The sequence below is a fragment of the Jannaschia seohaensis genome (genome assembly GCF_900116765.1).
Taxonomy (GTDB): Bacteria; Pseudomonadota; Alphaproteobacteria; order Rhodobacterales; family Rhodobacteraceae; genus Jannaschia; species Jannaschia seohaensis.
In genome coordinates, this window is sequence record NZ_UETC01000007.1 from 118,473 (window position 1) to 138,994 (window position 20,522).

Annotated in this window: 18 protein-coding genes, 1 other RNA gene and 1 pseudogene; 9 read left to right on the forward strand and 11 right to left on the reverse strand. The window is 68.1% G+C overall.

Going from position 1 to position 20,522, the window contains the following annotated elements:
* Nucleotides 1-105: 105 nt before the first annotated feature.
* Entirely contained in the window at nucleotides 106-1,212 is a 1,107-nt protein-coding gene (locus DTQ71_RS15235) for a beta-ketoacyl-ACP synthase III (RefSeq protein WP_109565154.1), read from the reverse strand.
* A gap of 190 nt (nucleotides 1,213-1,402) precedes the next feature.
* On the opposite strand from DTQ71_RS15235, the gene DTQ71_RS15240 reads away from it, so the two are divergent.
* Nucleotides 1,403-1,777, forward strand: a complete 375-nt coding sequence (locus DTQ71_RS15240; protein ID WP_109565155.1) for a BrnA antitoxin family protein — start codon at nucleotides 1,403-1,405, stop codon at nucleotides 1,775-1,777.
* 141 nt (nucleotides 1,778-1,918) lie between these two features.
* Here the strand turns inward: DTQ71_RS15240 and DTQ71_RS15245 are convergent, their stop codons facing one another.
* The gene (locus tag DTQ71_RS15245) at nucleotides 1,919-2,626 is read right to left on the reverse strand and encodes a DUF2726 domain-containing protein (protein ID WP_170125448.1); all 708 of its coding nucleotides are present in this window, start codon (nucleotides 2,624-2,626) and stop codon (nucleotides 1,919-1,921) included.
* A gap of 171 nt (nucleotides 2,627-2,797) precedes the next feature.
* Entirely contained in the window at nucleotides 2,798-6,151 is a 3,354-nt protein-coding gene (gene carB / locus DTQ71_RS15250) for a carbamoyl-phosphate synthase large subunit (protein WP_109565157.1), read from the reverse strand.
* 293 nt (nucleotides 6,152-6,444) lie between these two features.
* Here carB and DTQ71_RS15255 point away from each other — a divergent pair, with 293 nt between their 5' ends.
* The 5 genes from DTQ71_RS15255 (at nucleotide 6,445) to DTQ71_RS15275 (ending at nucleotide 11,891) form a co-directional block, all read left to right on the forward strand.
* The gene (locus DTQ71_RS15255; protein ID WP_170125449.1) at nucleotides 6,445-7,125 is read left to right on the forward strand and encodes an HAD-IA family hydrolase; all 681 of its coding nucleotides are present in this window, start codon (nucleotides 6,445-6,447) and stop codon (nucleotides 7,123-7,125) included.
* An 80-nt stretch (nucleotides 7,126-7,205) separates the two neighbouring features.
* Nucleotides 7,206-8,978 (forward strand): aspartate--tRNA ligase, encoded by a 1,773-nt coding sequence (gene aspS / locus DTQ71_RS15260; protein ID WP_109565159.1) that lies wholly within the window; start codon nucleotides 7,206-7,208, stop codon nucleotides 8,976-8,978.
* A gap of 74 nt (nucleotides 8,979-9,052) precedes the next feature.
* Nucleotides 9,053-10,405: a DUF1800 domain-containing protein gene (locus DTQ71_RS15265; protein ID WP_109565160.1), complete on the forward strand. Its 1,353-nt coding sequence runs from the start codon at nucleotides 9,053-9,055 to the stop codon at nucleotides 10,403-10,405.
* A 4-nt stretch (nucleotides 10,406-10,409) separates the two neighbouring features.
* Nucleotides 10,410-11,570, forward strand: coding sequence for a DUF1501 domain-containing protein (locus tag DTQ71_RS15270; protein ID WP_109565161.1), 1,161 nt, complete (start codon nucleotides 10,410-10,412; stop codon nucleotides 11,568-11,570).
* A gap of 45 nt (nucleotides 11,571-11,615) precedes the next feature.
* A complete protein-coding gene (locus DTQ71_RS15275) occupies nucleotides 11,616-11,891 on the forward strand; it encodes a hypothetical protein (protein ID WP_109565162.1) in 276 nt (91 codons plus the stop codon).
* Nucleotides 11,892-12,130: 239 nt separating this feature from the next.
* Here DTQ71_RS15275 and rpmG read toward each other — a convergent pair whose 3' ends face one another.
* From rpmG to DTQ71_RS15315, 8 genes are all read right to left on the reverse strand, one after another.
* On the reverse strand, nucleotides 12,131-12,298 hold the full coding sequence (gene rpmG, locus DTQ71_RS15280; RefSeq protein WP_055661766.1) for a 50S ribosomal protein L33: 168 nt from the start codon (nucleotides 12,296-12,298) through the stop codon (nucleotides 12,131-12,133).
* 91 nt (nucleotides 12,299-12,389) lie between these two features.
* Entirely contained in the window at nucleotides 12,390-12,788 is a 399-nt protein-coding gene (locus tag DTQ71_RS15285; protein WP_109565163.1) for a PAS domain-containing protein, read from the reverse strand.
* An 86-nt stretch (nucleotides 12,789-12,874) separates the two neighbouring features.
* Nucleotides 12,875-13,271, reverse strand: an RNA gene (gene rnpB, locus DTQ71_RS15290) — RNase P RNA component class A.
* 10 nt (nucleotides 13,272-13,281) lie between these two features.
* Nucleotides 13,282-13,986 (reverse strand): N-acetylmuramoyl-L-alanine amidase, encoded by a 705-nt coding sequence (locus DTQ71_RS15295; RefSeq protein WP_484131448.1) that lies wholly within the window; start codon nucleotides 13,984-13,986, stop codon nucleotides 13,282-13,284.
* Entirely contained in the window at nucleotides 13,987-14,787 is an 801-nt protein-coding gene (locus tag DTQ71_RS15300; RefSeq protein ID WP_109565164.1) for a hypothetical protein, read from the reverse strand.
* 33 nt (nucleotides 14,788-14,820) lie between these two features.
* Nucleotides 14,821-16,308, reverse strand: coding sequence for an Asp-tRNA(Asn)/Glu-tRNA(Gln) amidotransferase subunit GatA (gene gatA / locus DTQ71_RS15305; protein WP_109565165.1), 1,488 nt, complete (start codon nucleotides 16,306-16,308; stop codon nucleotides 14,821-14,823).
* The gene (gene gatC, locus DTQ71_RS15310) at nucleotides 16,305-16,592 is read right to left on the reverse strand and encodes an Asp-tRNA(Asn)/Glu-tRNA(Gln) amidotransferase subunit GatC (RefSeq protein ID WP_109565166.1); all 288 of its coding nucleotides are present in this window, start codon (nucleotides 16,590-16,592) and stop codon (nucleotides 16,305-16,307) included. Before gatC ends, gatA begins: the two co-directional genes overlap by 4 nt.
* Nucleotides 16,593-16,682: 90 nt before the next feature.
* Complete coding sequence (locus DTQ71_RS15315; RefSeq protein WP_109565167.1) at nucleotides 16,683-17,345, reverse strand: DUF2306 domain-containing protein; 663 nt, start codon at nucleotides 17,343-17,345, stop codon at nucleotides 16,683-16,685.
* 165 nt (nucleotides 17,346-17,510) lie between these two features.
* On the opposite strand from DTQ71_RS15315, the pseudogene DTQ71_RS15320 reads away from it, so the two are divergent.
* The 3 genes and pseudogenes from DTQ71_RS15320 (at nucleotide 17,511) to DTQ71_RS15330 (ending at nucleotide 20,454) form a co-directional block, all read left to right on the forward strand.
* Nucleotides 17,511-18,269 (forward strand): annotated as a pseudogene (locus DTQ71_RS15320) (IS5 family transposase).
* Between the two features lie 35 nt (nucleotides 18,270-18,304).
* Nucleotides 18,305-19,336 (forward strand): right-handed parallel beta-helix repeat-containing protein, encoded by a 1,032-nt coding sequence (locus tag DTQ71_RS15325; RefSeq protein WP_170125450.1) that lies wholly within the window; start codon nucleotides 18,305-18,307, stop codon nucleotides 19,334-19,336.
* A 563-nt stretch (nucleotides 19,337-19,899) separates the two neighbouring features.
* A complete protein-coding gene (locus DTQ71_RS15330; RefSeq protein WP_170125451.1) occupies nucleotides 19,900-20,454 on the forward strand; it encodes a tetratricopeptide repeat protein in 555 nt (184 codons plus the stop codon).
* Nucleotides 20,455-20,522: the final 68 nt, after the last annotated feature.

Here is a 20,522-nt window from a genome sequence, read left to right on the forward strand (position 1 = left end):
AGAGCGATGCGCTCGGGGGGCGGCTCGACCGGCTGGCGGCGGCCATGCCCGAGGCCCCGGAGTTGGAGACCATCCGCGCCGCGCTTGACGCCATGGAGTCCCAGCTCAGGCGGGACCGGACCGGGTGACGACCACCGACCCCACCGAATAGCCCGCGCCGAAAGAGCAGATCAGACCCTTGTCGCCTGGCGCCAGATCGGCGGAATGCTTGGCGAAGGCGATGATCGACCCGGCCGAGGACGTGTTGGCGTGGTCCTGGAGGATGTTGGGCTGTTCCTCGGGCGTGGGCGCGCGGCCAAGCACTTTCTTGCCGATGAAGTCGTTCATCGTCTTGTTCGCCTGGTGGAGCCACAAGCGAGTCAGATCGTCTGGCTGAACACCCTCCGAGTCAAGATGATCGGCGATGTGCCTGGAGACCATGGGCAGCACTTCCTTGAAGACCTTCCGCCCGTTCTGCATGAACTGCATGTCGCGGCGGTCCTCCATCTGGTCGCGGGTGCGGCGCAGGAAGCCATCGTTGTTGCGGATATTGTTGGAGAACTGTGTCGCGCAGCGGGTCGATTCGATCGTGAAGCGGGGGCCTTGGGCGAGGTCGTCGGCCTCCAGCACGAGGGCGGTGCAGACGTCGCCGAAGATGAAGTGGCAGTCGCGGTCGCGCCATTCGAGATGGGCGGAGCAGATCTCGGGGTTGACCACGATGGCGCGGTCGATGGAGCCGGCGCGGATCATGTCGGCGGCGGCCTGGATGCCGAAGGTCGCGGACGAGCAGGCGACGTTCATGTCGAAAGCGAAACCGGTGGTTCCCAATAGGTTTTGGATCTCGATGGCAATCGCGGGGTAGGCGCGCTCGTGGTTGGAGGCGGCGCAGAGGACGGCTTGGATCTGGCACGCCTCAAGGCCCGCCATGGCGAGCGCGGCATTGCAGGCGTCGCGCGCCATCTCGGCCATGACGCTCGGGTCGTCGTCGGCGCGGGCCGGCAGGCGGGGATACATCCGGTCGGGATCGAGGACGCCTTCTTTGTCAAGCACATAGCGGCGCTCGATCCCGCTGGCCGAGGTGATGAACGCGGCGCTGGAATGGGGAATGGGCGGCTCCGCGCCCGCGGCGTTCTGCGTGTCGGCGAAGGCGTTGAACGCCGCGACGAGCTCGTCATTGGTGATGGTCTGGGCCGGGGTGAAGACCCCCGATCCGGTGATCGCCGCCTTGCGCATGGGGGCCTCCCTCAGTGGGACAGGGGATGGGGGTTTGGCCGCGTTCGGTCAAGGGTTCCGCAGCGTCGTGATTCCGGTCGTGACGACGGTCATGATCCCGGTCGTGACGCGGTCCGGCGCGCGTTGGGGCCGTTTGGTCACCGCCTGTTAACCGTTTGTGCGCAGGGTGGTCCGCTCGGAGGAGGGTGCGATGGGGCAGACCAAGGCGCAGCGGGCGCGGATGCATGATATGTTCGCGATGATGGAGCGGTTCGAATGGGATCTGAGCCGGGCGGCAACGCGAGAGGCCCGCGTCCCGGAGGAATGGCGCGAGGTCTGGCAGACGCGATCCCGCAAGAAGCAGAAGCTGAGCTTTTGGGTGGATGCGGACGTGGTGACGTTCTTCCGCTCGCTGGGGCCGGGCTATGGCCCGCGCATGAACACCGTGCTGCGGGCCTTCATGCTGGCCCGGCTGGCGGGGCTGCTGGAGGGCGAGGACCTGCCGGAGGCCTACCGTGAGCGCTGGATGGGCAAGCCAAAGCCCTCGGTGGCGGAGGCGCGGGCGATGTATGAGGGGATGGAGTGAGGGGGGTGGTTTCCGATGGCGGCGGGTCGTGGGCGGTGGGCATGGTGATGCCCACCCTACGGTTGCCTGGAGCGAGACGGGATGTGCAGGCCTTTCAATCAAGCATGACCAAGTGGCGTGCCGACGTTTCGGTGACACGCCTCACGGTTCTTGCGGGTCGAACCGGCTCTTGAACCCTTGCGCGGCTGTCCCCTGGCTCAGCAATGCATCAAGTTGGCGCGATATGTCCGTCCAGTCCCACTTCGCGGGTACTTCCAGAAGCGGGAGCCGAGCCATGGCGAAGGCTGCCCGCTTGGTCTTGTCGCGTCGCTCGGTGGCGGCGCCGCCGGAGGTCCAATGCCCACCGCCTTGATACTCGACGACGCAGACCGGCCTGTTCGTCTGGTCGGTCAGACAGAAGTCCACCCTCTTGCGTGAGATGGCGTTGAAACCTTGGCTGCGCATGTTCCGATCCGGATGCTGCACGGAGAGGATGGCGGACATGGCGGTCTCCGCATGGATCCGGAGGTTACGCTCCGAGCAATATCCCGCAAGTTGCTCGCCAAGCCGGGCCTGCGCCTTCGACATCAGGCTTCTGGTATCGAGGTTACATTGCGACAAGGCGGCGAGGCTGGACTGCGCCGCGTCGTTCTCCTTCTTTGCGGGAGTTTCGGTTCGGGGTGCCGCCCGCATGGCGACGACGTTGGTCTTGCGCGACTGGCGGTATGTCTTGCGCCGCCTACCAGAAACCACGGGTTTGAGCGCTGCAATCAGGATCGTGGCGACGAGGGCCAATGCGGCGATCGGTCCAACCTGTGTGATGAGTGTTTCGAGGATCGGCGAAGACTGGGGAGGGACGAGAAATTCCATGACGCAATCGCTCAAGAGATGAATCAATGCGTCGATGCTATGCGGCGTTGGCTCGTCCGGGCAACGATTTCCGTGAGCGCGGACGCTCTCTTGCATGGCCCGGGACGGGAGATGCGGGTTTGCGACAGTGGAAGCGCGATGGCCGCTAGGGCGAGCTTGTTAGCCTTCGCGCTACTGCAACGACCGCACCTCCACAGCCCCCTCGGCACGCGCTTTCATCGCCAGCGCCGCCGCATGCGCCCCCGCCAAGGTCGTGTAGTACGGGATGCGGTCGGACAGGGACACGGCGCGCAGGGACCGGGAGTCCTCGACGGCCTGGGCGCCCTCGGTGGTGTTCATCACCAGCGCGACCTCGCCGTCCTTGATGACGTCGACCACGGTGCGGCCGCCCTCGTAGGCCTTGTTCACATGGCGGCTCTCGATGCCGTGGCGGGCGAGGAACTCGGCGGTGCCCGACGTGGCGAGGATCGAGAAGCCCATATCGACCAACAGACCCGCCGTCTCGGCCAGTTGCGTCGTCTTGTCGGCGTCCTTGATCGACAGGAAGACCGTCCCGCGCTCGGGCAGGACCACGCCCGCGCCCATCTGCGCCTTGAGGAAGGCGCGGGCGAAGCTGCGGTCCCAGCCCATGACCTCGCCGGTCGAGCGCATCTCCGGCCCGAGCAGCGTGTCGACGCCGGGGAAGCGTGCGAAGGGGAGCACCGCCTCTTTGACCGAATACCAGGGCGTGTCGGGGTGGGCGAGCGTCATCAGGTCGCCGATGGGGACGTGGTCGGGGTTGGCGTCGCCCGGATAGGGATCGCGCAGCGGGAAGGTGGAGAGCGGCTCCCCGGCCATGAGGCGGGCGGCGATGGAGGCGATGGCTGAGTCAACGGCCTTGGCCACGAAGGGCACCGTGCGGGAGGCGCGGGGGTTCACCTCGATCAGGTAGACCTCCTCGTCCTTGACCGCGAATTGCACGTTCATCAGGCCAACCACGCCGAGCGCCTTGGCCAGAGCCTCGGTCTGCTCGCGGATGGTGGCGATGACGTCGCGCGAGAGCGTGTGGGGCGGCAGGCAGCAGGCCGAGTCGCCCGAGTGGACCCCGGCCTCCTCGATATGCTGCATGATCCCGGCCACATGGACTTCGGTCCCGTCGGAGAGCGCGTCCACGTCAACCTCGATGGCGCCCGACAGATAGCTGTCGAGCAGGACGGGGCTGTCGCCCGACACCACCACCGCGTCGCGGATGTAGCGGTCGAGTTGAGCCGCGTCGCGCACGATCTCCATCGCGCGGCCGCCGAGCACGTAGGAGGGGCGGATCACCAGCGGGAAGCCCAGCTCTTCGGCGCGCGCGCGGGCCTCGTCGTCGGTGGTCGCGATGGCGTTGGCCGGCTGCTTGAGGCCCAGCTCGCGGACGAGGGCGGCGAAGCGGTCGCGGTCCTCGGCGCGGTCGATGGCATCGGGGGAGGTGCCGAGGATCGGGATGCCCGCATCGTGCAGCGCGTTGGCGAGCTTCAGCGGCGTCTGGCCGCCGAACTGGACGATGACGCCGTGGAGCGTGCCGGCCTCCTGCTCGACGCGCAGGATCTCCATCACGTGCTCGAAGGTGAGCGGCTCGAAATAGAGGCGATCGGAGGTGTCGTAGTCGGTCGAGACCGTCTCGGGGTTACAGTTGACCATGATGGTCTCATAGCCCTGGTCGCTCAGCGCGAAGCAGGCGTGGCAGCAGCAATAGTCGAACTCGATCCCCTGGCCGATGCGGTTGGGGCCGCCGCCGAGGATCACGACCTTCTTGGCCTCGGTGGGCCGCGATTCGCATTCGGCCTCGCCCATCACCGGGGTCTCGTAGGTCGAATACATGTAGGGTGTCTGCGCCTCGAATTCCGCGGCGCAGGTGTCGATGCGCTTGAACTGGGCCTGCACGCCGAGATTGAGGCGGGCGCGGCGGACATTGTCCTCGTCCCGGCCGGTGAGCGCGGCGAGGCGGGCATCGGTGAAGCCCATTTGCTTGAGGCGGCGCAGGCCGTCCTCGGTGACGGGCAGGCCCTCGCGGCGGACGGTTAACTCCGCTTCAACGATCTCTCGGATACGGTCGAGGAACCAGGGATCGAAAGAGGTGATCGCGTGCAGCTCGTCATTGGTGAAGCCCAGCCGCATGGCTTGCGCGATCACGCGCAGGCGGTCGGGCGTCTGGCGCGCCAGCTCGGCGGTCACGCCCGCGCGCTGGTCAGGCGTGGCCTCGGTCGCCAGCGGGTCGAGACCCGCGACCGAGATCTCGTCGAAGCCGGTCAGGCCGGTCTCCATCGAGGCCAGCGCCTTCTGCACCGATTCGTGGAAGCTGCGGCCAATGGCCATGACCTCGCCCACGGATTTCATCGCGGTGGTCAGCAGCGGCTCGGCGCCCGGGAACTTTTCGAAGGCGAAGCGGGGGATCTTGGTGACGACATAGTCGATGGTCGGCTCGAAGCTGGCGGGCGTGACCTTGGTGATGTCGTTGTCGAGCTCGTCCAGGGTATAGCCGACGGCCAGCTTAGCCGCGATCTTGGCGATCGGGAAGCCGGTCGCCTTGGAGGCCAGCGCCGAGGACCGCGACACGCGCGGGTTCATCTCGATCACGACCATGCGGCCATCGGCGGGGTTCACCGCCCATTGCACGTTGGAGCCGCCGGTCTCGACCCCGATCTCGCGCAGCACGTTGATCGAGTGCGTGCGCATCATCTGATATTCCTTGTCGGTCAGCGTCAGCGCGGGCGCGACGGTGATCGAATCGCCGGTATGGACGCCCATCGGATCCACGTTCTCGATGGAACAGACGATGATCGCGTTATCCGCTTTGTCGCGGACGACCTCCATCTCGTATTCCTTCCAGCCGAGCAGGGATTCGTCGACGAGGATTTGGGCCATCGGGCTGGCCTCCAGCCCGGTGCGGCAGATGCGCTCATAATCGGCGCGATTGTAGGCGACGCCGCCGCCGGTGCCGCCCAGGGTGAAGGCGGGCCGGATGATGGCGGGCAGGCCGACATGCTCCAGCGCCTCCATCGCCAGGTCGAGCCCGGCGCGAATGTCGTAGCCGCCGCCCGGCTTCTTCGGGGCGGAGACGATGGTGGCCTTGGGGTTCTCGATGCCCAGGCGGTCCATCGCCTCGCGGAAGAGCTTGCGATCCTCGGCCATCTCGATGGCGGCGCGCTTGGCGCCGATCAGCTCGACGCCGAATTTCTCCAGCACGCCCATATCGTCGAGCGCGAGCGAGGTGTTCAGGCCGGTCTGGCCGCCCATGGTGGGCAGCAGGGCGTCGGGCCGCTCCTTCTCGATAATCTTGGCCACCACCTCGGGGGTGATCGGCTCGATATAAGTCGCGTCGGCCAGTTCGGGATCGGTCATGATCGTGGCCGGGTTCGAGTTGACCAGGATGACGCGATAGCCTTCCTCGCGCAGGGCCTTGCAGGCCTGGGCGCCGGAATAGTCAAACTCGCAGGCTTGCCCGATCACGATGGGCCCCGCACCGATGATCATGATGGACCGGATGTCTGTCCGCTTCGGCATGGGTTCGCCCCCTCAGGATTGGCAAATTCGCCGCGTTATATGCGGGGGGCGGGCGGGCACAACCCTCCGTGTCGACTTCCGCGCGACCTGAGCGGGAACCGACGGCGCGCCCATGCGTTGTCCGCCGACCGAATGCCGCGGGCAAATGACGTGAGGGCGCCCCGCGGCGTCGCGTCATTTCCGCTTGGCGGATCGGGGCACAACTCTAAGTTGCTTCCCGGAAGCGCCGCGCATCGCGGCGTCTTGGGGGAGGAACCCGAAAGATGCGACGCTTTGGTGGAGGGACCAGGACGATGACACATACCGCGATCCTGTTCGGTTCGATCGGCACCCTGGCGGAGACGTCGGAGTTGCAGCGCCGCGCCTATAACGCCGCCTTCGCCGCCCATGACCTCGACTGGGTGTGGGAGCGTCAGCGCTATTACCGCATGCTCAACCGTCCTGGCGGGCGGGCGCGCCTCGCGGATTATGCGGTGGATGCCGGTCAGAGCGTGGATGTCGACGCGGTGCATGCCACCAAGGAGCGCGTCTTCGCCTCGCTGGTGGACCGCTCCGGGTTGGAGCCGCGTCCCGGCGTCGTCGAAACGATCTCGACCGCGCGCCACCGGGGCGTGCCGGTCGGCCTGTGCACCACGACGACGCCCGCGCAGGTCGGCCTGGTGCTGGACGGTCTGGCCCCGCATGTGACCCAGGTCGATTTCGACTGGGTCGGCGATGTCACCATGGTCGACCGCCCCAAGCCCGCGCCGGACATCTATCTGGCCGCGCTGGACGCGCTGGGCCTCAAGCCCGCGGGGGTTCTGGCGATCGAGGACACGCCCGAAAGCGCCGAGGCCGCCCGCGCGGCCGGACTTTCGGTCGTCGGATTTCCGGGGGAGGCCGGAAAGGGCAGGGCGTTTCCATCCGACGCGCCGGTGGTGGATCGGCTGGGCGCCCATATCGTCGATGGCAACCTGAAGCTCGCGGCGGAGTGAGACGGCCCTGGCGGGGTTGACTTCGCCCGGCCCGCACGGTCAGACGGCGCGGCCCGAACGGACCGCTCCGGAGACACGCCATGCACGCCTTCCGCACCCATACCTGCGCCGGCCTTCGCGCCGCTGACGTGGGCGAGACCGTCCGCCTGGCGGGCTGGGTCCACCGCATCCGCGACCATGGCGGCGTGCTGTTCGTCGACCTGCGCGACCATTACGGCATGACGCAGGTGCTGTGCGATCCCGACAGCCCGGTCTTCGCCGAGATGGAGAAGGTGCGCTCCGAGTGGTGCATCCGCATCGACGGCAGCGTGAAGGCCCGCGACCCCGAGCTGGTGAACCCCAAGATCCCGACCGGCGAGATCGAAGTTTTCGTCCGCGACCTGGAGGTGCTGGGCCGCGCCGACGAGCTGCCGCTGCAAGTCTTCGGCGATCAGGACTATCCGGAGGAGACGCGCCTGCGGTACCGCTTCCTCGATCTGCGGCGGGAATCGATGCAGCGCAACATGGTGCTGCGCTCGAACGTGGTGAAATCCATCCGGGAGCGGATGTGGCAGGCCGGGTTCAACGAATTCCAGACGCCGATCATCACGGCCTCCAGCCCCGAGGGCGCGCGGGACTTCGTGATCCCGTCGCGGCTGCATCCGGGCAAGCTCTATGCGCTGCCGCAGGCCCCGCAGCAGTTCAAGCAGCTGCTGATGGTGTCGGGCTTCGACAAATATTTCCAGATCGCGCCCTGCTTCCGCGACGAGGATCCGCGCGCCGACCGCTCGCCGACCGATTTCTATCAGCTCGACATGGAGATGAGCTTCGTCACCCAGCAGGATGTGTTCGACACGATCCAGCCGGTGATCGCGGGCATCTTCGAGGAGTTCGGCGGCGGGCGGCCCGTGGACACGGACTGGCCGCTGATCTCCTACAAGGACGCGGCGCTGAAATACGGCACCGACAAGCCGGACCTGCGCAACCCGATCGAGATGCAGGTCGTCAGCGAGCATTTCCGCGGCTCGGGCTTCGCCATCTTCGCCTCGCTGCTGGAGCAGGAGGGCACCGAGATCCGCGCCATCCCCGCGCCCAAGGGCGGCTCGCGCAAGTTCTGCGACCGGATGAACAAGTTCGCGCAGGGGGAAGGTCTGCCGGGGATGGGGTATATCTTCTGGCGCGAGGGGGCGGACGGCACGGAGGCCGCCGGCCCCTTGGCTAAGAATATCGGGCCGGAGCGGACCGAGGCGATCCGGCAGCAGCTGGGTCTGGGCGTGGGCGACGCGGCCTTCTTCCTGGGCGGCAAGCCCGCGCAGTTCGAGGCTGTCGCGGGCCGGGCGCGCACCGTGATCGGCAAGGAGCTGGGTCTCACCGACGAGAACCGCTTCGCCTTCGCCTGGATCGTCGACTTCCCGATGTACGAGAAGGACGACGACGGGACGATCGACTTCAGCCACAACCCCTTCTCCATGCCGCAGGGCGGGATGGAGGCGCTGGAGGGCGATCCGCTGGACGTGCTGGGCTTCCAGTATGACCTGGCCTGCAACGGCTATGAGCTGGTCTCGGGCGCGATCCGGAACCACAAGCCCGAGATCATGTTCAAGGCCTTCGAGCTGGCGGGCTATGGCGAGGACGAAGTGCGCAAGCGCTTCGGCGGCATGGTCAAGGCGTTCCAATATGGCGCGCCGCCCCACGGGGGCTGCGCGGCGGGGATCGACCGGATCGTGATGCTGCTGGCCGACGAGGCCAATATCCGCGAAGTCATGCTCTTCCCGATGAACCAGCGGGCCGAGGATCTGATGATGGGCGCTCCGTCCGAGCCGATGCCGGGGCAGCTCATGGAACTCGGTTTGCGGCTGGTGCCCAAGGACTGACGAGACCGGGCCTTGCTTGGGCCGCCATGGGGTTCCTATCTATCTAAAATAGCGCCCCATGGAGCCGTCCCGGGATGAGCCTGCCGCCGACCCTCGCCGCGATACGATTCGGCACTGGCCTGTCGCCGGTCCACGCCCCGCCCGCGGGTCCAGTGGACATGATGGCGGCGCTGCTCGGCCCCGACGAGGCGGCCGACGCCATCCCGATCGAGGGTTGGGAGACGCAGGTCGCCCGCGCCGTCGCCTGGGGGGCGCTGCGCCGCGCGCGGCGCGAAAGCGACGCGGCCCGCGCGGCCTATCGCGCCCATGTGGCCGCCATGCGCGACGCGCATTCCGGCGCCCTGGCGCGCAGTCTCGCGCGGGCGGCGGTCACGCGGGACGGCTTCCGAGAGCGCCTCTTCTGGTTCTGGTCCGATCACTTCACCGTGGCCGATGGGCGCGGCTACCGGCGACACACGATCTCCGGCTATCGGGAGGATGCCATCCGGCCCTTCGTCGCCGGCAGTTTCGCGGCGCTGTTGGACTCCGCCGTCACCCATCCCGCGATGCTCGACTATCTCGACCAACGCTGGTCGATGGGCCCCAACTCCCGCAGGGGGAAGCGGGGCGGCGGCCTGAATGAGAACCTCGCCCGCGAAGTGCTGGAGCTGCACACGCTGGGCGCGGGGGGGCCTTATACGCAATACGACGTCACCCAGCTTGCGGAATTGCTGACCGGGCTGTCGTTCGACCGGGAGGGGGCGCCGCGCTTCCGGCCGGCCTTGGTGGAGCCTGGCGCGGAGACCGTGCTTGGCCGCAGCTATGGCGGGGCGCGGCCCGATCCCGAGGCGATCCGGGCGGTGCTGGCCGATCTCGCGGTTCACCCGGCGACGGCGCGGCACGTCTCGGGCAAGCTCGCCCGCCATTTCGTCGCCGAGCATCCCGATGCGGACCTCGTCGCGGCCATGGCGGCCCGCTGGATCGAGACCGGGGGCGACTTGCCCTCGGTCTATGCCGTGATGCTGGACCACCCCGCCTCGGCCGCGCCGGAGCTGCGCAAGGTGCGACGGCCGCTGGACTACATCGCGGCCGCGGCGCGGGCGCTGAACCTGGGCGACTTTCTGCTGGGGCTTAGCCGGGGGCAGGTGCGGGGCGGGATCATGGTGCCGATGGAACTGATGGGGCAGCCCTGGCAGGAGGCGCCGGGACCGGATGGCTGGCCCGAAGCCGCTGAGGCGTGGATCACGCCGCAGGGGCTGGCCGCGCGGATCGACTGGGCGATGACCGTGCCGCGCGACTTGCCGGAGCTGCCCGACCCGCGCGACTTCGTGGAGGTCGCGCTGGGGCCGCTTGCGTCGGAGCGGACGCGCTTTGCCGCCCGCGCCGCCGAGAGCCGGGCGGATGGGATCGGGCTGATCCTGTCGGCGCCGGAATTCCAGAGGAGATGACGCGATGCTCGACCGCCGCCGCTTCCTGACGACGGGCGCCTGTTCGCTGGCGGCCGCGCCGCTGGTGTCGCCGATGGCCTTCGCGTCGCTGCCCTCGGACCACCGGCTGGTGGTCGTGATCCTGCGGGGGGCGATGGACGGGCTGGACGTGTTGCAGCCCTATGGCGATCCGGATCTCGCGCGGCTGCGGCCCGAATTCGCGATCGGACCGGCGGCGGGGGCGCTCGATCTGACCGGCTTTCACGCGATGCATCCGGGCCTGGAGGATCTCCTGCCGCTCTGGCGGGCGGGGGAGTTGGGCTTTGCCCAGGCCGTCAGTACGCCCTATCGCGACGGGCGCAGCCATTTCGACGGGCAGGACATCCTGGAGGCGGGCACCGCCGGGGAGGTGCCGCCGATGATCGGGCGTGATGGCTGGCTGAACCGGCTGCTGGGGGTGTTGCCCGGGGTCGAGGGCCGGACGGCATTCGCCATCGGGCGGGAGGATATGCTTCTCCTGCGGGGCGCTGCGCCCCATGCGGCCTGGGCCCCGGATGCGCGGCTCGAGATGGCGGCGGCGACGCGGGATCTGCTGACGCATATCTACCATGACGATCCCCTCTTCCGGGACCGGGCGGCGGAGGCGTTGCGCCTCTCGGCCCAAGGGCCGTCGGCCAAGCGCGGGCAGGGGGACGGGGTCGAGGCGCTGTTCGGCTTCGCGGCGTCCCAACTTGCCGCCGATTCGCGAATCGCGGCACTGTCGCTGGCGGGGTGGGACACCCATCGGCGGCAGGACCGGGCGCTGTTGCCGCCGCTGCGGCGGCTGGCGCGGGGGATTCTCACCCTGCGCGATGGGCTCGGGCCGGTCTGGGCGCGGACGACGGTGCTGGCCATGACGGAGTTCGGCCGCACCGCGGCGCATAACGGCACGCGCGGCACCGATCATGGGACCGGGGGCGCGATGATCGCGGCGGGGGGCGCGATTGCCGGTGGGCAGGTTTGGGGCGGCTGGCCTGGGCTGGCCGAGGCGGACCTGCTGGACCGGCGCGACCTGATGCCGCTGCGCGACGTGCGGGCCTATGCGGCCTGGGCGCTGCATGGGCTCTTTGGGGTCGATCGGGGCGTCCTGAGCCGGGTCGTGTTCCCGGGGCTGGAGATGGGGACGGACCCGGGCCTGCTGGCCTGACGGTACGGCTTGCTCGGCCGCAGGTGTTCGTGTTCTGTTCCTGTCATGAGCTATAAGCGCCCGCATCGCCACCTCGTCATCGACCGGGAGTTTCCCATCCGTCTGACGGTCGCCGTCCTGCCGGAGCAGCGCGACCTGGTGCAGCGGGCCCTGGCGCGGACGGTGGGAGCGGGCAATTACGGGGTCACGCCCGCGACGCTCTGGAGCGGGACGCGGGCGCATCACCTGCATCTGCGCTCGGTCTATGACGCGCTGATCTTCCTCGCCGCCTGTCCGCAGGCTCGGCTCGTCTGGGAGCCTTATGAGGGACATACCCGCTGAGCCGTCAGAGGAGCGCTGTGAGGCGCGGGTATGGGACCGGGAGGCCCGGGTTGCGAGGGGCAGGCCGACGGCTCATGCAGGCGGAACCCGAGCCAGTCCGAGCACCGCTGGCGGTGCGGGTGGGAGGACAACGCCAGCATGGCATCGACCGCCGCGTCGGGCCGCCTCCTGAGACGGAAAAGGCCGCGCTCGGTCCCCCGGCGCGGCCCTGTCTGGTGGCGATCAGTGTCAGCGTGCGCTTACTTGATCTTGCCTTCCTTGTACTCGACATGCTTGCGCGCGACGGGGTCGAACTTCCGCACGACCATCTTCTCGGTCATGGTGCGGGCGTTCTTCTTCGTCACGTAGAAGTGGCCGGTGCCGGCGGAGGAATTGAGCCGGATCTTGATCGTGGTGGGCTTCGCCATCGGGTGTCTCCTGCGTCGGACGAGCGTCGGCCGGAGCACCGCGCGCCCCGGAGAAATCAGAACCCGGCTTCTATCCGCTGAGCGGGGGCTGTCAAGCCGCGTCGGGGCCAGTCCAGTCGAAGGTCATCAGAACCGCGCCGCCCACCGTTCCGGGGGCGAAGGTGACGTGGGCCGGACGTTCGACGCCGTGGACATAGCTCATATCCACATCGGCCCCCTGGGTGCAGCCGCGCAGTGCCTTGGTAAAGGCGTGCTCCACCGCGGCGCGGTCGGCGGGATGCCAAAGGCTGGCGAAGGAAAGGCCGCGCAGGTCGTCGGGCGAGTCGAAGCCCAGATCGCGGCTGAGCCGTTTGCTGAATGTGGCGATTAAGCCGTCCCGGTCGACCAATCCGATCCGCGCCGTGCTGCGCGCGACCGCATCTATCGCCGTGCCGGGCAGCCGCGGCGTGAAGCCGGCAGAGCCCCCGTCCCCGATCTGTGCGTGTGTCATGTCGTACCCCCGCCATATCGAAATATGGCACTTTCGAATAAAACAAGGATTAACGCAGGGGGGCGTGGCCCTGGCGGGATTTGGCCGAGTGCGGGGGGCCTGTAAGCCGGATTCTGTATGGCGGGCGGACCCGCCATGACGACCATTCGTCTGGGCCGCGAATCGCTTCGCGTCCTCGAGCTGCCAACCCGGACCGCTGGGGCGGAGACCCCCTGCGCTTGCGCACGCGCGATCCCTATTCGGCATTGCTCCCGGTGGGGCTTGCCGTGCGGGGGACGTTGCCGCCCCCCCGGTGGGCTCTTACCCCACCGTTTCACCCTTGCTCCGGGGCACCGAAGTGCGGGCCGAGGCCCGACCCGGAGCGGTCTGTTCTCTGTGGCGCTTTCCGTCGAGTTGCCTCGCCCGGGCGTTACCCGGCACCGTCTCTCCATGGAGTCCGGACTTTCCTCGGAGATCGCTCCCCGCGGCCGTCCAGCCCCCCGCATCGGCGGAGCTAGGTATTCCCGTGCGGCGGGTCAACGGGAAAGCGGCGGGCGATGTCGGCGGCGATGGCGCAGTCCCGCCCGTCGAGCGGGCCTGTCGCCCAAGGGCGGAAGCGGAGGCGCAGGCTGTGCAGGAGCGTGTCGATGGGGACGGCGGCGGTCCATCCCGCGCGGCGCATGTCCCGCGCGAAGCGGGCCTCATCGGTCGCTTGCGCGCCCTTTTCGGGCCAAACGGCGAGGCCCTGCCGCGCGAGGCGGCGCCAGTCGAAGCGGGGGCCCGGGTCGATCTTGCGCCCTGGAGCGCAGTCGGAATGGCCGATCACGCCTTGGGGGGGAATGCCGTGGCGCTTCATCAGGCCGCGCAAGAGCGCCTCCAGCCGCGCCATCTGTGGCTCGGGAAAGGGGGCGGCGCCGTCGTTCGACAGCTCGATTCCGATCGAGATCGAGTTGACGTCGTCGCAGCCGCCCCAACTGCCCGCGCCGGCATGCCAGGCGCGGCGATCCTCGGGGACCAGCCGGGCGACGGGGCCGCGTTCGTCGATGACGTAATGGGCCGAGACCTGGGCGGCCGGGCTGCAAAGCCAGTCGATGGCCGGCCCAGCGCCCCCGCGCATCGCGGTGTAATGAAGGACGATCAGGCGCGGGAGGGCCCCCTGGCGGCGAGCGCCTTGGTTGGGCGAGTCGAGGAGGCGCGGCTCAGGAACGTCGGGGAGCACTCAGTTACGGATGAGGCTGCGGAACGTGGCCGGATCCCAGTCGCAGGCGTTTCCGTCGCCATCGGGGTCCAGACCCAGCCGGTCCCGCTCGGGGCCGCCGGCGCTCAGGAATTCCTCCTGGGCGACATCGTCGGTGCGGTAGCCCTGGCAGCGGCGGGCGGCGGCGCGCTCGCTGGCGGTCAGGCTGCGGCGGAAGCTGCCGGAGGCGCCGACCGGCCGGGCGCGTTCGAGCGCGTAGGACACGATATTGGGGCCGACCTCGTCCGGGCGTTCCAACTCTCGCGGCTGGACCACCTGGAACTGCTGGCGGGCGGCGTTGACGCGGGCGGCGTCGGCCTCGATCGAACGCTGGGCGGCGACGGCGGCGAAATCCTGCTCGCGGCTGAGGCCCGGATTGTCCCGGTCCAGCTCGACGGCGGCCGTCGCGGTGTCCGGGAGGGGGGCCGGAGCGGGGAGCGGCTCGGGGGCCTCCGCGGTCTGGCTGGGCACGGTGACGGGCGCTTGCGGCGCGGGCACGCCCAAGACGGCTCTGGTATCGGCGGCCAACTGCTCCGCCTCGGAGGCAGGCATTGTCCGACCGCTGACCACCACGGCGCTGCTGCCGGGCGGGCTGTCCGGCGGCAGCACGGTCTGCGCAGGGGTGAGCGGGTTGCGGCGCAGCGCGGCCTCACGCGCCGCGATCTGCGCCGGGGTCTCGAAGCCCGGGCCGCGCACGACCGCCCCGCTATCGGGGATCGGGGGCTCACAAGCCGCGAGGACGGTCAGGGCGGCCAACGTGGCCAGGACGGGTCTTACGCGCATGGAAAACGCCTCGGGGTCAGTACCCTGCTTCTCTTACCACCATTTCTCGGGACGTGCCACGAAGCCGGCACGGTCCTCGAGCGACTGTGCCACATTCATCAACGCACCCTCTTCCCAGGGCTTGCCGATCAGTTGCAGCGCCATGGGCAGGCCGCGCCGATCCTGGCCGGTGGGGACCGCGATCCCCGGGAGGCCGGCGAGGTTCACCGTCACGGTGAAGACGTCGTTGAGATACATCTGGATCGGGTCCGCATCCTCCATCGCGCCGAGTTCGAACGCGCTGGAGGGCGTGGCCGGGGTCAGGATCGCGTCGACCCCGGCGGCGAAGACGTCCTCGAAGTCCTTCTTGATGAGCGTGCGGACCTTCCGGGCGCGGTTGTAATAGGCGTCGTAGAAGCCCGCGGACAGCACGTAGGTGCCGACCATGACCCGGCGCTGGACCTCGTCGCCGAAGCCTTCCGCGCGGGTTTTCTCGTACATCTCGGTGATGCCGTCGCCCTGGCTCAGCTTGGCGCGGTGGCCGAAGCGCACGCCGTCATAGCGCGCGAGGTTCGACGACGCCTCGGCAGGGGCGATGACGTAATAGGCCGGGAGGGCGTATTTCGTATGCGGCAGAGAGATGTCGCGGATCTCGGCGCCCGCGTCGCGCAGCATGTCGATGCCTTGCTGCCAGAGGGTGTCGATCTCTTCCGGCATGCCGTCGATGCGGTATTCCTTGGGGATGCCGATGACCTGGCCGCGGATATCGCCGGTCAGCATCGCCTCGAAATCGGGGACGGGCAGATCGGCGGAGGTCGAGTCCTTCGGGTCGTGGCCGGACATGGCGCGCAGGAAAATCGCCGCATCCCGGACGGAGCGGGTCATCGGACCCGCCTGGTCGAGACTGCTGGCGAAGGCGACGATGCCCCAGCGCGAGCAGCGGCCATAGGTCGGCTTGATCCCGGTGATCCCGGTGAAGGCGGCGGGCTGACGGATCGAGCCGCCGGTATCGGTGCCCAGCGCGCCCAGGCAGAGATGGGCCGAGACGGCAGCGGCGGACCCGCCCGACGAGCCGCCAGGGGTCAGGGCGGCTTCGGAATTGCCGGCGCGCCAGGGGTTCACGGCGTCGCCGTAGACCGAGGTCTCGTTCGAGGACCCCATGGCGAATTCGTCCATGTTGAGCTTGCCCAGCATGATCGCGCCATCGTGGAACAGCTTGTCGGTGATGGTCGACTCATAGGGCGGCTTGAACCCGTCGAGAATCTTGGACGCCGCCTGAGAGAGCACGCCCTTGGTGCAGAACAGATCCTTCACACCGATCGGGATGCCGCACATGTCGGGCTGGTCGCCGCGCGCGATCCGGGCGTCGGCGGCCTTCGCCTGCGCGCGCGCGATCTCGGGCGTGTGATGCACGAAGGCGTTCAGGGCGCCCGCGCCCTCAATGGCCTCCAGATGCGCCTCGGTCAGCGCCAGGGCGGTCGTCTCGCCGGCGCGCAGCAGGTCGCGCGCCTCGGCGATGGTCAGGTCGGTCAGGGCGCTCATTCGACCACCTTCGGCACGGCGAAAAAGCCCTCGCGGGCCTCGGGGGCGTTGGCCAGAATCGCTTCGGCCTGGTTGCCATCGGTGACCACGTCATCGCGGCGCTTCAGGCGCATCGGGGTGACCGAGACCATCGGTTCGACGCCGTCCACGTCCACCTCCTGCAATTGCTCGATGAAGCCGAGGATGGCGTTGAATTCGCCTGCGAGGGCGGGCAGGCGCTCCTCTGGGACGGCAATGCGCGCGAGCTTGGCTGTGCGGCGGGCGGTCTCTGTGTCGATGGACATGGGGCCTCGGGGCGGATTGCGGGTGGTTCGGCGCGGTCTAGCGGGCGCGCGCGCCGGGTTCAACGGGGGTAGGGCGGGGATACCCCCGCCCTACGACGGCTCGGCCGAGGGCGCGGGGCGGCGGCGGAGATACAGTTCGAGCAGGAGAAGCTGGGGCAGGAAGAAGCCCACGAACATCGCGCGATCGAAGGCTCCGTCGAACGCCTCGGTGGAGGCCAGCCCTCCGGTCGCCGCATACCAGAGCCCGTATTGCACCCGATAGAGCCAGGAGCCGATTGCCAGCCACATCAGCCGCAGGCCCCAGCGGCGATGGCGGGCGGTGTCGCGCGCGCGGGCGACGCGGATCGTCTGCACCGCCGCCGCCCCCAGCAGCACGCCATAGAGCGCGAAGCCCGCGCTCATCCCCGGCCCGCCCACGGTGCCCTGCCTTGCGATGTAGGTCAGGCCGCCCGCCGCGGTGATCAGCGCGCCGCCCACCACGATTCGGCCCGAGACGCGGTGTACCCGCGGCCAGCGGGTCCGGATCGCCGCGACGGGCTGAAGCAGGGCCAGGACCGTGACCGCCGCGCCCGCGATCATGTGGACGAAGAGCGCGCGGCTGGCCCAGCCGTCCTCGGGATGGACGAAGCGTGTCGGCGTGGCCAGGACCAGATCGAGACCGTCGATGCCCTGCCGGGCCGACACCACCGCGAAGGGCAGGGCCAGCAGCACCGCCAACCCGATCAGCAGCGTCATGGGGCGCGGCAACGTCATCGCGTGGCTCCTTCCGGCGGCCCGCCGTCTCGTATCAGGCGCGCCGAGGTGGGTCGTCCGGCCTCGGCGCGCGGGCGTGCTCTAGAGCCTAGGCTCCGGACCCATTACCCGTCTAGCGTCGTCAGCTGGTTCGTGAGTCACGGGCGCCGTTCCGGGAGGATGGCCATGTCTGAGACCCTTTTCTGGCTGAGCGAGGCGCAGATGGAGCGGCTCAGACCGCTTCTTCCCGACAAGGTTCGCGGCGTGGCGCGGGTGGACGACCGGCGAGTGATCTCGGGCATCGTGCATGTGCTGAAGTCCGGCTGCCGATGGTTCGACACGCCTGCCGAGTAAGGCCCGCGCAAGACGCTCTAGACCGTTGGCGCCGTTGGGCGGAGAGGGCCACTGGGTCCGTATCTTCGAGGCCCTGGCCGATGCCGGCGGCCCGCCCGCGCAGGTCCTCATCGACAGCTCTGCCGTCTCCGCCCACCGTTCCGCGAGTGGAGGAAAGGGGGCGAGGTCGCGCTGGGCGTCGGACGGTCGCGCGGCGGGCGCACGACCAAGATCCACGCGCGCGCGGACCGCTGGTGCCGCCCCGTGCGGCTGATGCTGACCGGCGGCAACGTTGCGGACTGCATCGCGGCAGAGACGCTGCTGGAACGCCTGCCACCCCACGCCCTCGTCGTCCTCGGGGACAAGGGCTACGACAGCACCGCGCTGCGCGAGCAAGTGAAGCGCCTCGGCGCCTTCCCGAACATCCCGCCGAGGAAGAAGCGCAAGCGCCGCATCTTCTGGTGCCGCGACTTCTACCGCGACCGCAACGCCATCGAGCGCATGTTCGGCAGGCTCAAGGACGTCTGCCGGATCGCCACCCGTTACGACCGAAGGGCCGATGTCCTCCTCTCCGCCGTCACCCTCGCCGCCACCGTCAGCTGCTGGTTATGAGTCCGGAGCCTAATGTCACGCGTAGAGAAGTCACATTGACCGAAGTTTCAACCATTGTCATCGACCCGGAAAACGCCGACGCCTTGTACCGCATCGGAGAGAAGTATCCTGCCGGTGTGAACGTCCAACTGTCGCCAGGCGAATTCGTCTTCGAGAAAACCGTCTTCCTCCCATCCAACACGTCGATCGTCGGGTCGGGCAAGGAAAAGACCCGTCTGGTCCTGGCTCCGGGGAGCCATTGCCATCTTTTCACCAATATCGACCATCAACGCGGAAACTCCAATCTGAGTTTGAGCGGCTTTTCCGTGGAAGGCCATGGCGATACGCAGGAGCGGCAGGGTCATCACAAGGCCCTGACCTTCTGCTGCGCTATCTACATGAAGAAGACCCGCGACGTTCGGGTCGAAGACGTGGATTTTCACGACATCCGCCAGACGGCCACTCACTTCAACGGCTCGTCAACTATCACCGTTCGGAACTGCACCATGCGCAAGCTGGGCTGGAGCGGCGTTTCAACCAGCGATGCGTCAAACATGCTGGTGGATGTCACGATAAGCAACGCGGGGCGCGACACGATGCATTCGGGCATTCATCTGGATGGCGGTGTCGGTGTCTTGTGCCGGGCGGACGTCAGTGACACGACCGGCAATGGAGTCATGCTCGATTCTTCCTATAGTCCGCTTCGAAACGTCGTCGTGGAAGGCCGCGCCAGCAACTGCAAGCGCGGGCTGTCACTCAGCGGGTCGGCCGTAAAGGTTTTGGAGACTGTCATGATATCGGGCACCTTCGTAAACAATGCTGAGGTGGGCATCATGGTCTCGAATGCCCGCGGGGTCGTTCTGACTCGTTGCAATGTCTCCGGAAACGGTCAGATCGGCGTGCTTTTTCAGGGGCGAAGCGGCGGCCGGGACTGCATCGTCCATGACTCGACGATCTCAAGCAACCCCGAGGATATCAAGGAACTGCATGCCAGCGGTGGAAACTGGGTGTTTACCGGAGATGTCACCGCGGACGCGACCTGCCCGGTGAACGCGCGCAGCCTGTCCTTCTACACCGCTTCGCGCTGAAGAGAACCCATCCAAATCAGCGAAGCCCAGCCGGATGTCCCATGCGACAAGTCGCGCCGGGGCAACCGAACGGTGTAGTTGAGTGTCTCCACCCATGAGCTGCTCGGCCCGCTGGACATAGCACACGAGTAGCCCTGCCTGCTGGCCGCAAAGGCGCTCGGCAACGGGTTCGTACTGGCCCAGTCCCCCTCCGATCAGCGTGACCGGAGGGTGCTCGTCCGGGTCGAAATTCGGCGGCGCATCGACCGCACGTCCCATCGATCGCCGGGCTCGCGATCGGAAAGCTCATCGTCATCGCGATTGGACAACACCTAGAACTCCGCCGCGACGGAACCAAAGACGGTGCCGTCCAGGGACGATGCTGCACGCGCGATGTGATCGGCCGGGCAGGCTTCGCTCGATGCGGCTGCGTGAACCGCCTTCGCCGACACTCGATTGATTCACTGCAATGCAAGGACGGATCCTTGCCCTTACCGTGATGCCCGATTGGGGAGGGCAAAATGACCGTTACGACACAAAGACGATCCAAGTTGATATCGGTCGTCCTTATCGCAAGTGCTGTCTTGATCGGTCCCGCCAGAGGCGAAACGGGACTCCAGGCCGCACAGCGGGGCGATTTCGCGACCGCGCGGGCGATCTGGACGGAGGAGGCGCGCGCAGGCGATCCGGCGGCGGCCTACAATCTTGGAAGGATGTACACCAATGGCGACGGGGTGCGCCGGTCGAACCAGAAGGCCTTCGAGTGGTATGGGCGCGCGGTTGAGGGCGGATTGGCACAGGCGCAATTTCAGGTGGGCTACATGTATGCCGTCGGTGAAGGCGTGCAGACCGACCTGCGCAAGGCCATTATCTGGACAGGGCGCGCGGCCCGGCAGGGGCATGCGCAGGCGCGGGGAAATCTCCCCGAGATGCAGACATACGTCGCGGCCTCCTATCGCTCCGACGATCAGGACATCGTGCGGGCGTGGGGCTGGTATAGCCTCGCGGGCGAGAACGGCAGCGATCTGGGCAGGGAGATGGCCCGGAATTTACGCGACTTGATGCAAGCGCAGGAAGTTCGGCGAGCCGAGGCATTGCTCCGGGAATGCCGACGCACGGGCTATGTCTCTTGCGACTGATCCCCGTTTCGGGACGGTGCCGCCTAGTTGGAACCGAAGGAGCGATCCATCGGGCCGTCGCGCCGGGG

Coding starts and splice junctions, on each gene's coding strand:
- rpmG (WP_055661766.1), bottom strand. CDS start 12,298: ATGGCGAAGCCCACCACGATCAAGATCCGGCTCAATTCCTCCGCCGGC.
- DTQ71_RS15270 (WP_109565161.1), top strand. CDS start 10,410: ATGCTCGACCGCCGCCGCTTCCTGACGACGGGCGCCTGTTCGCTGGCG.
- DTQ71_RS15245 (WP_170125448.1), bottom strand. CDS start 2,626: ATGGAATTTCTCGTCCCTCCCCAGTCTTCGCCGATCCTCGAAACACTC.
- carB (WP_109565157.1), bottom strand. CDS start 6,151: ATGCCGAAGCGGACAGACATCCGGTCCATCATGATCATCGGTGCGGGG.
- DTQ71_RS15315 (WP_109565167.1), bottom strand. CDS start 17,345: ATGACGTTGCCGCGCCCCATGACGCTGCTGATCGGGTTGGCGGTGCTG.
- DTQ71_RS15240 (WP_109565155.1), top strand. CDS start 1,403: ATGGGGCAGACCAAGGCGCAGCGGGCGCGGATGCATGATATGTTCGCG.
- DTQ71_RS15255 (WP_170125449.1), top strand. CDS start 6,445: ATGACACATACCGCGATCCTGTTCGGTTCGATCGGCACCCTGGCGGAG.
- aspS (WP_109565159.1), top strand. CDS start 7,206: ATGCACGCCTTCCGCACCCATACCTGCGCCGGCCTTCGCGCCGCTGAC.
- DTQ71_RS15265 (WP_109565160.1), top strand. CDS start 9,053: ATGAGCCTGCCGCCGACCCTCGCCGCGATACGATTCGGCACTGGCCTG.
- DTQ71_RS15300 (WP_109565164.1), bottom strand. CDS start 14,787: ATGCGCGTAAGACCCGTCCTGGCCACGTTGGCCGCCCTGACCGTCCTC.
- DTQ71_RS15285 (WP_109565163.1), bottom strand. CDS start 12,788: ATGACACACGCACAGATCGGGGACGGGGGCTCTGCCGGCTTCACGCCG.
- gatA (WP_109565165.1), bottom strand. CDS start 16,308: ATGAGCGCCCTGACCGACCTGACCATCGCCGAGGCGCGCGACCTGCTG.
- DTQ71_RS15235 (WP_109565154.1), bottom strand. CDS start 1,212: ATGCGCAAGGCGGCGATCACCGGATCGGGGGTCTTCACCCCGGCCCAG.
- DTQ71_RS15275 (WP_109565162.1), top strand. CDS start 11,616: ATGAGCTATAAGCGCCCGCATCGCCACCTCGTCATCGACCGGGAGTTT.
- gatC (WP_109565166.1), bottom strand. CDS start 16,592: ATGTCCATCGACACAGAGACCGCCCGCCGCACAGCCAAGCTCGCGCGC.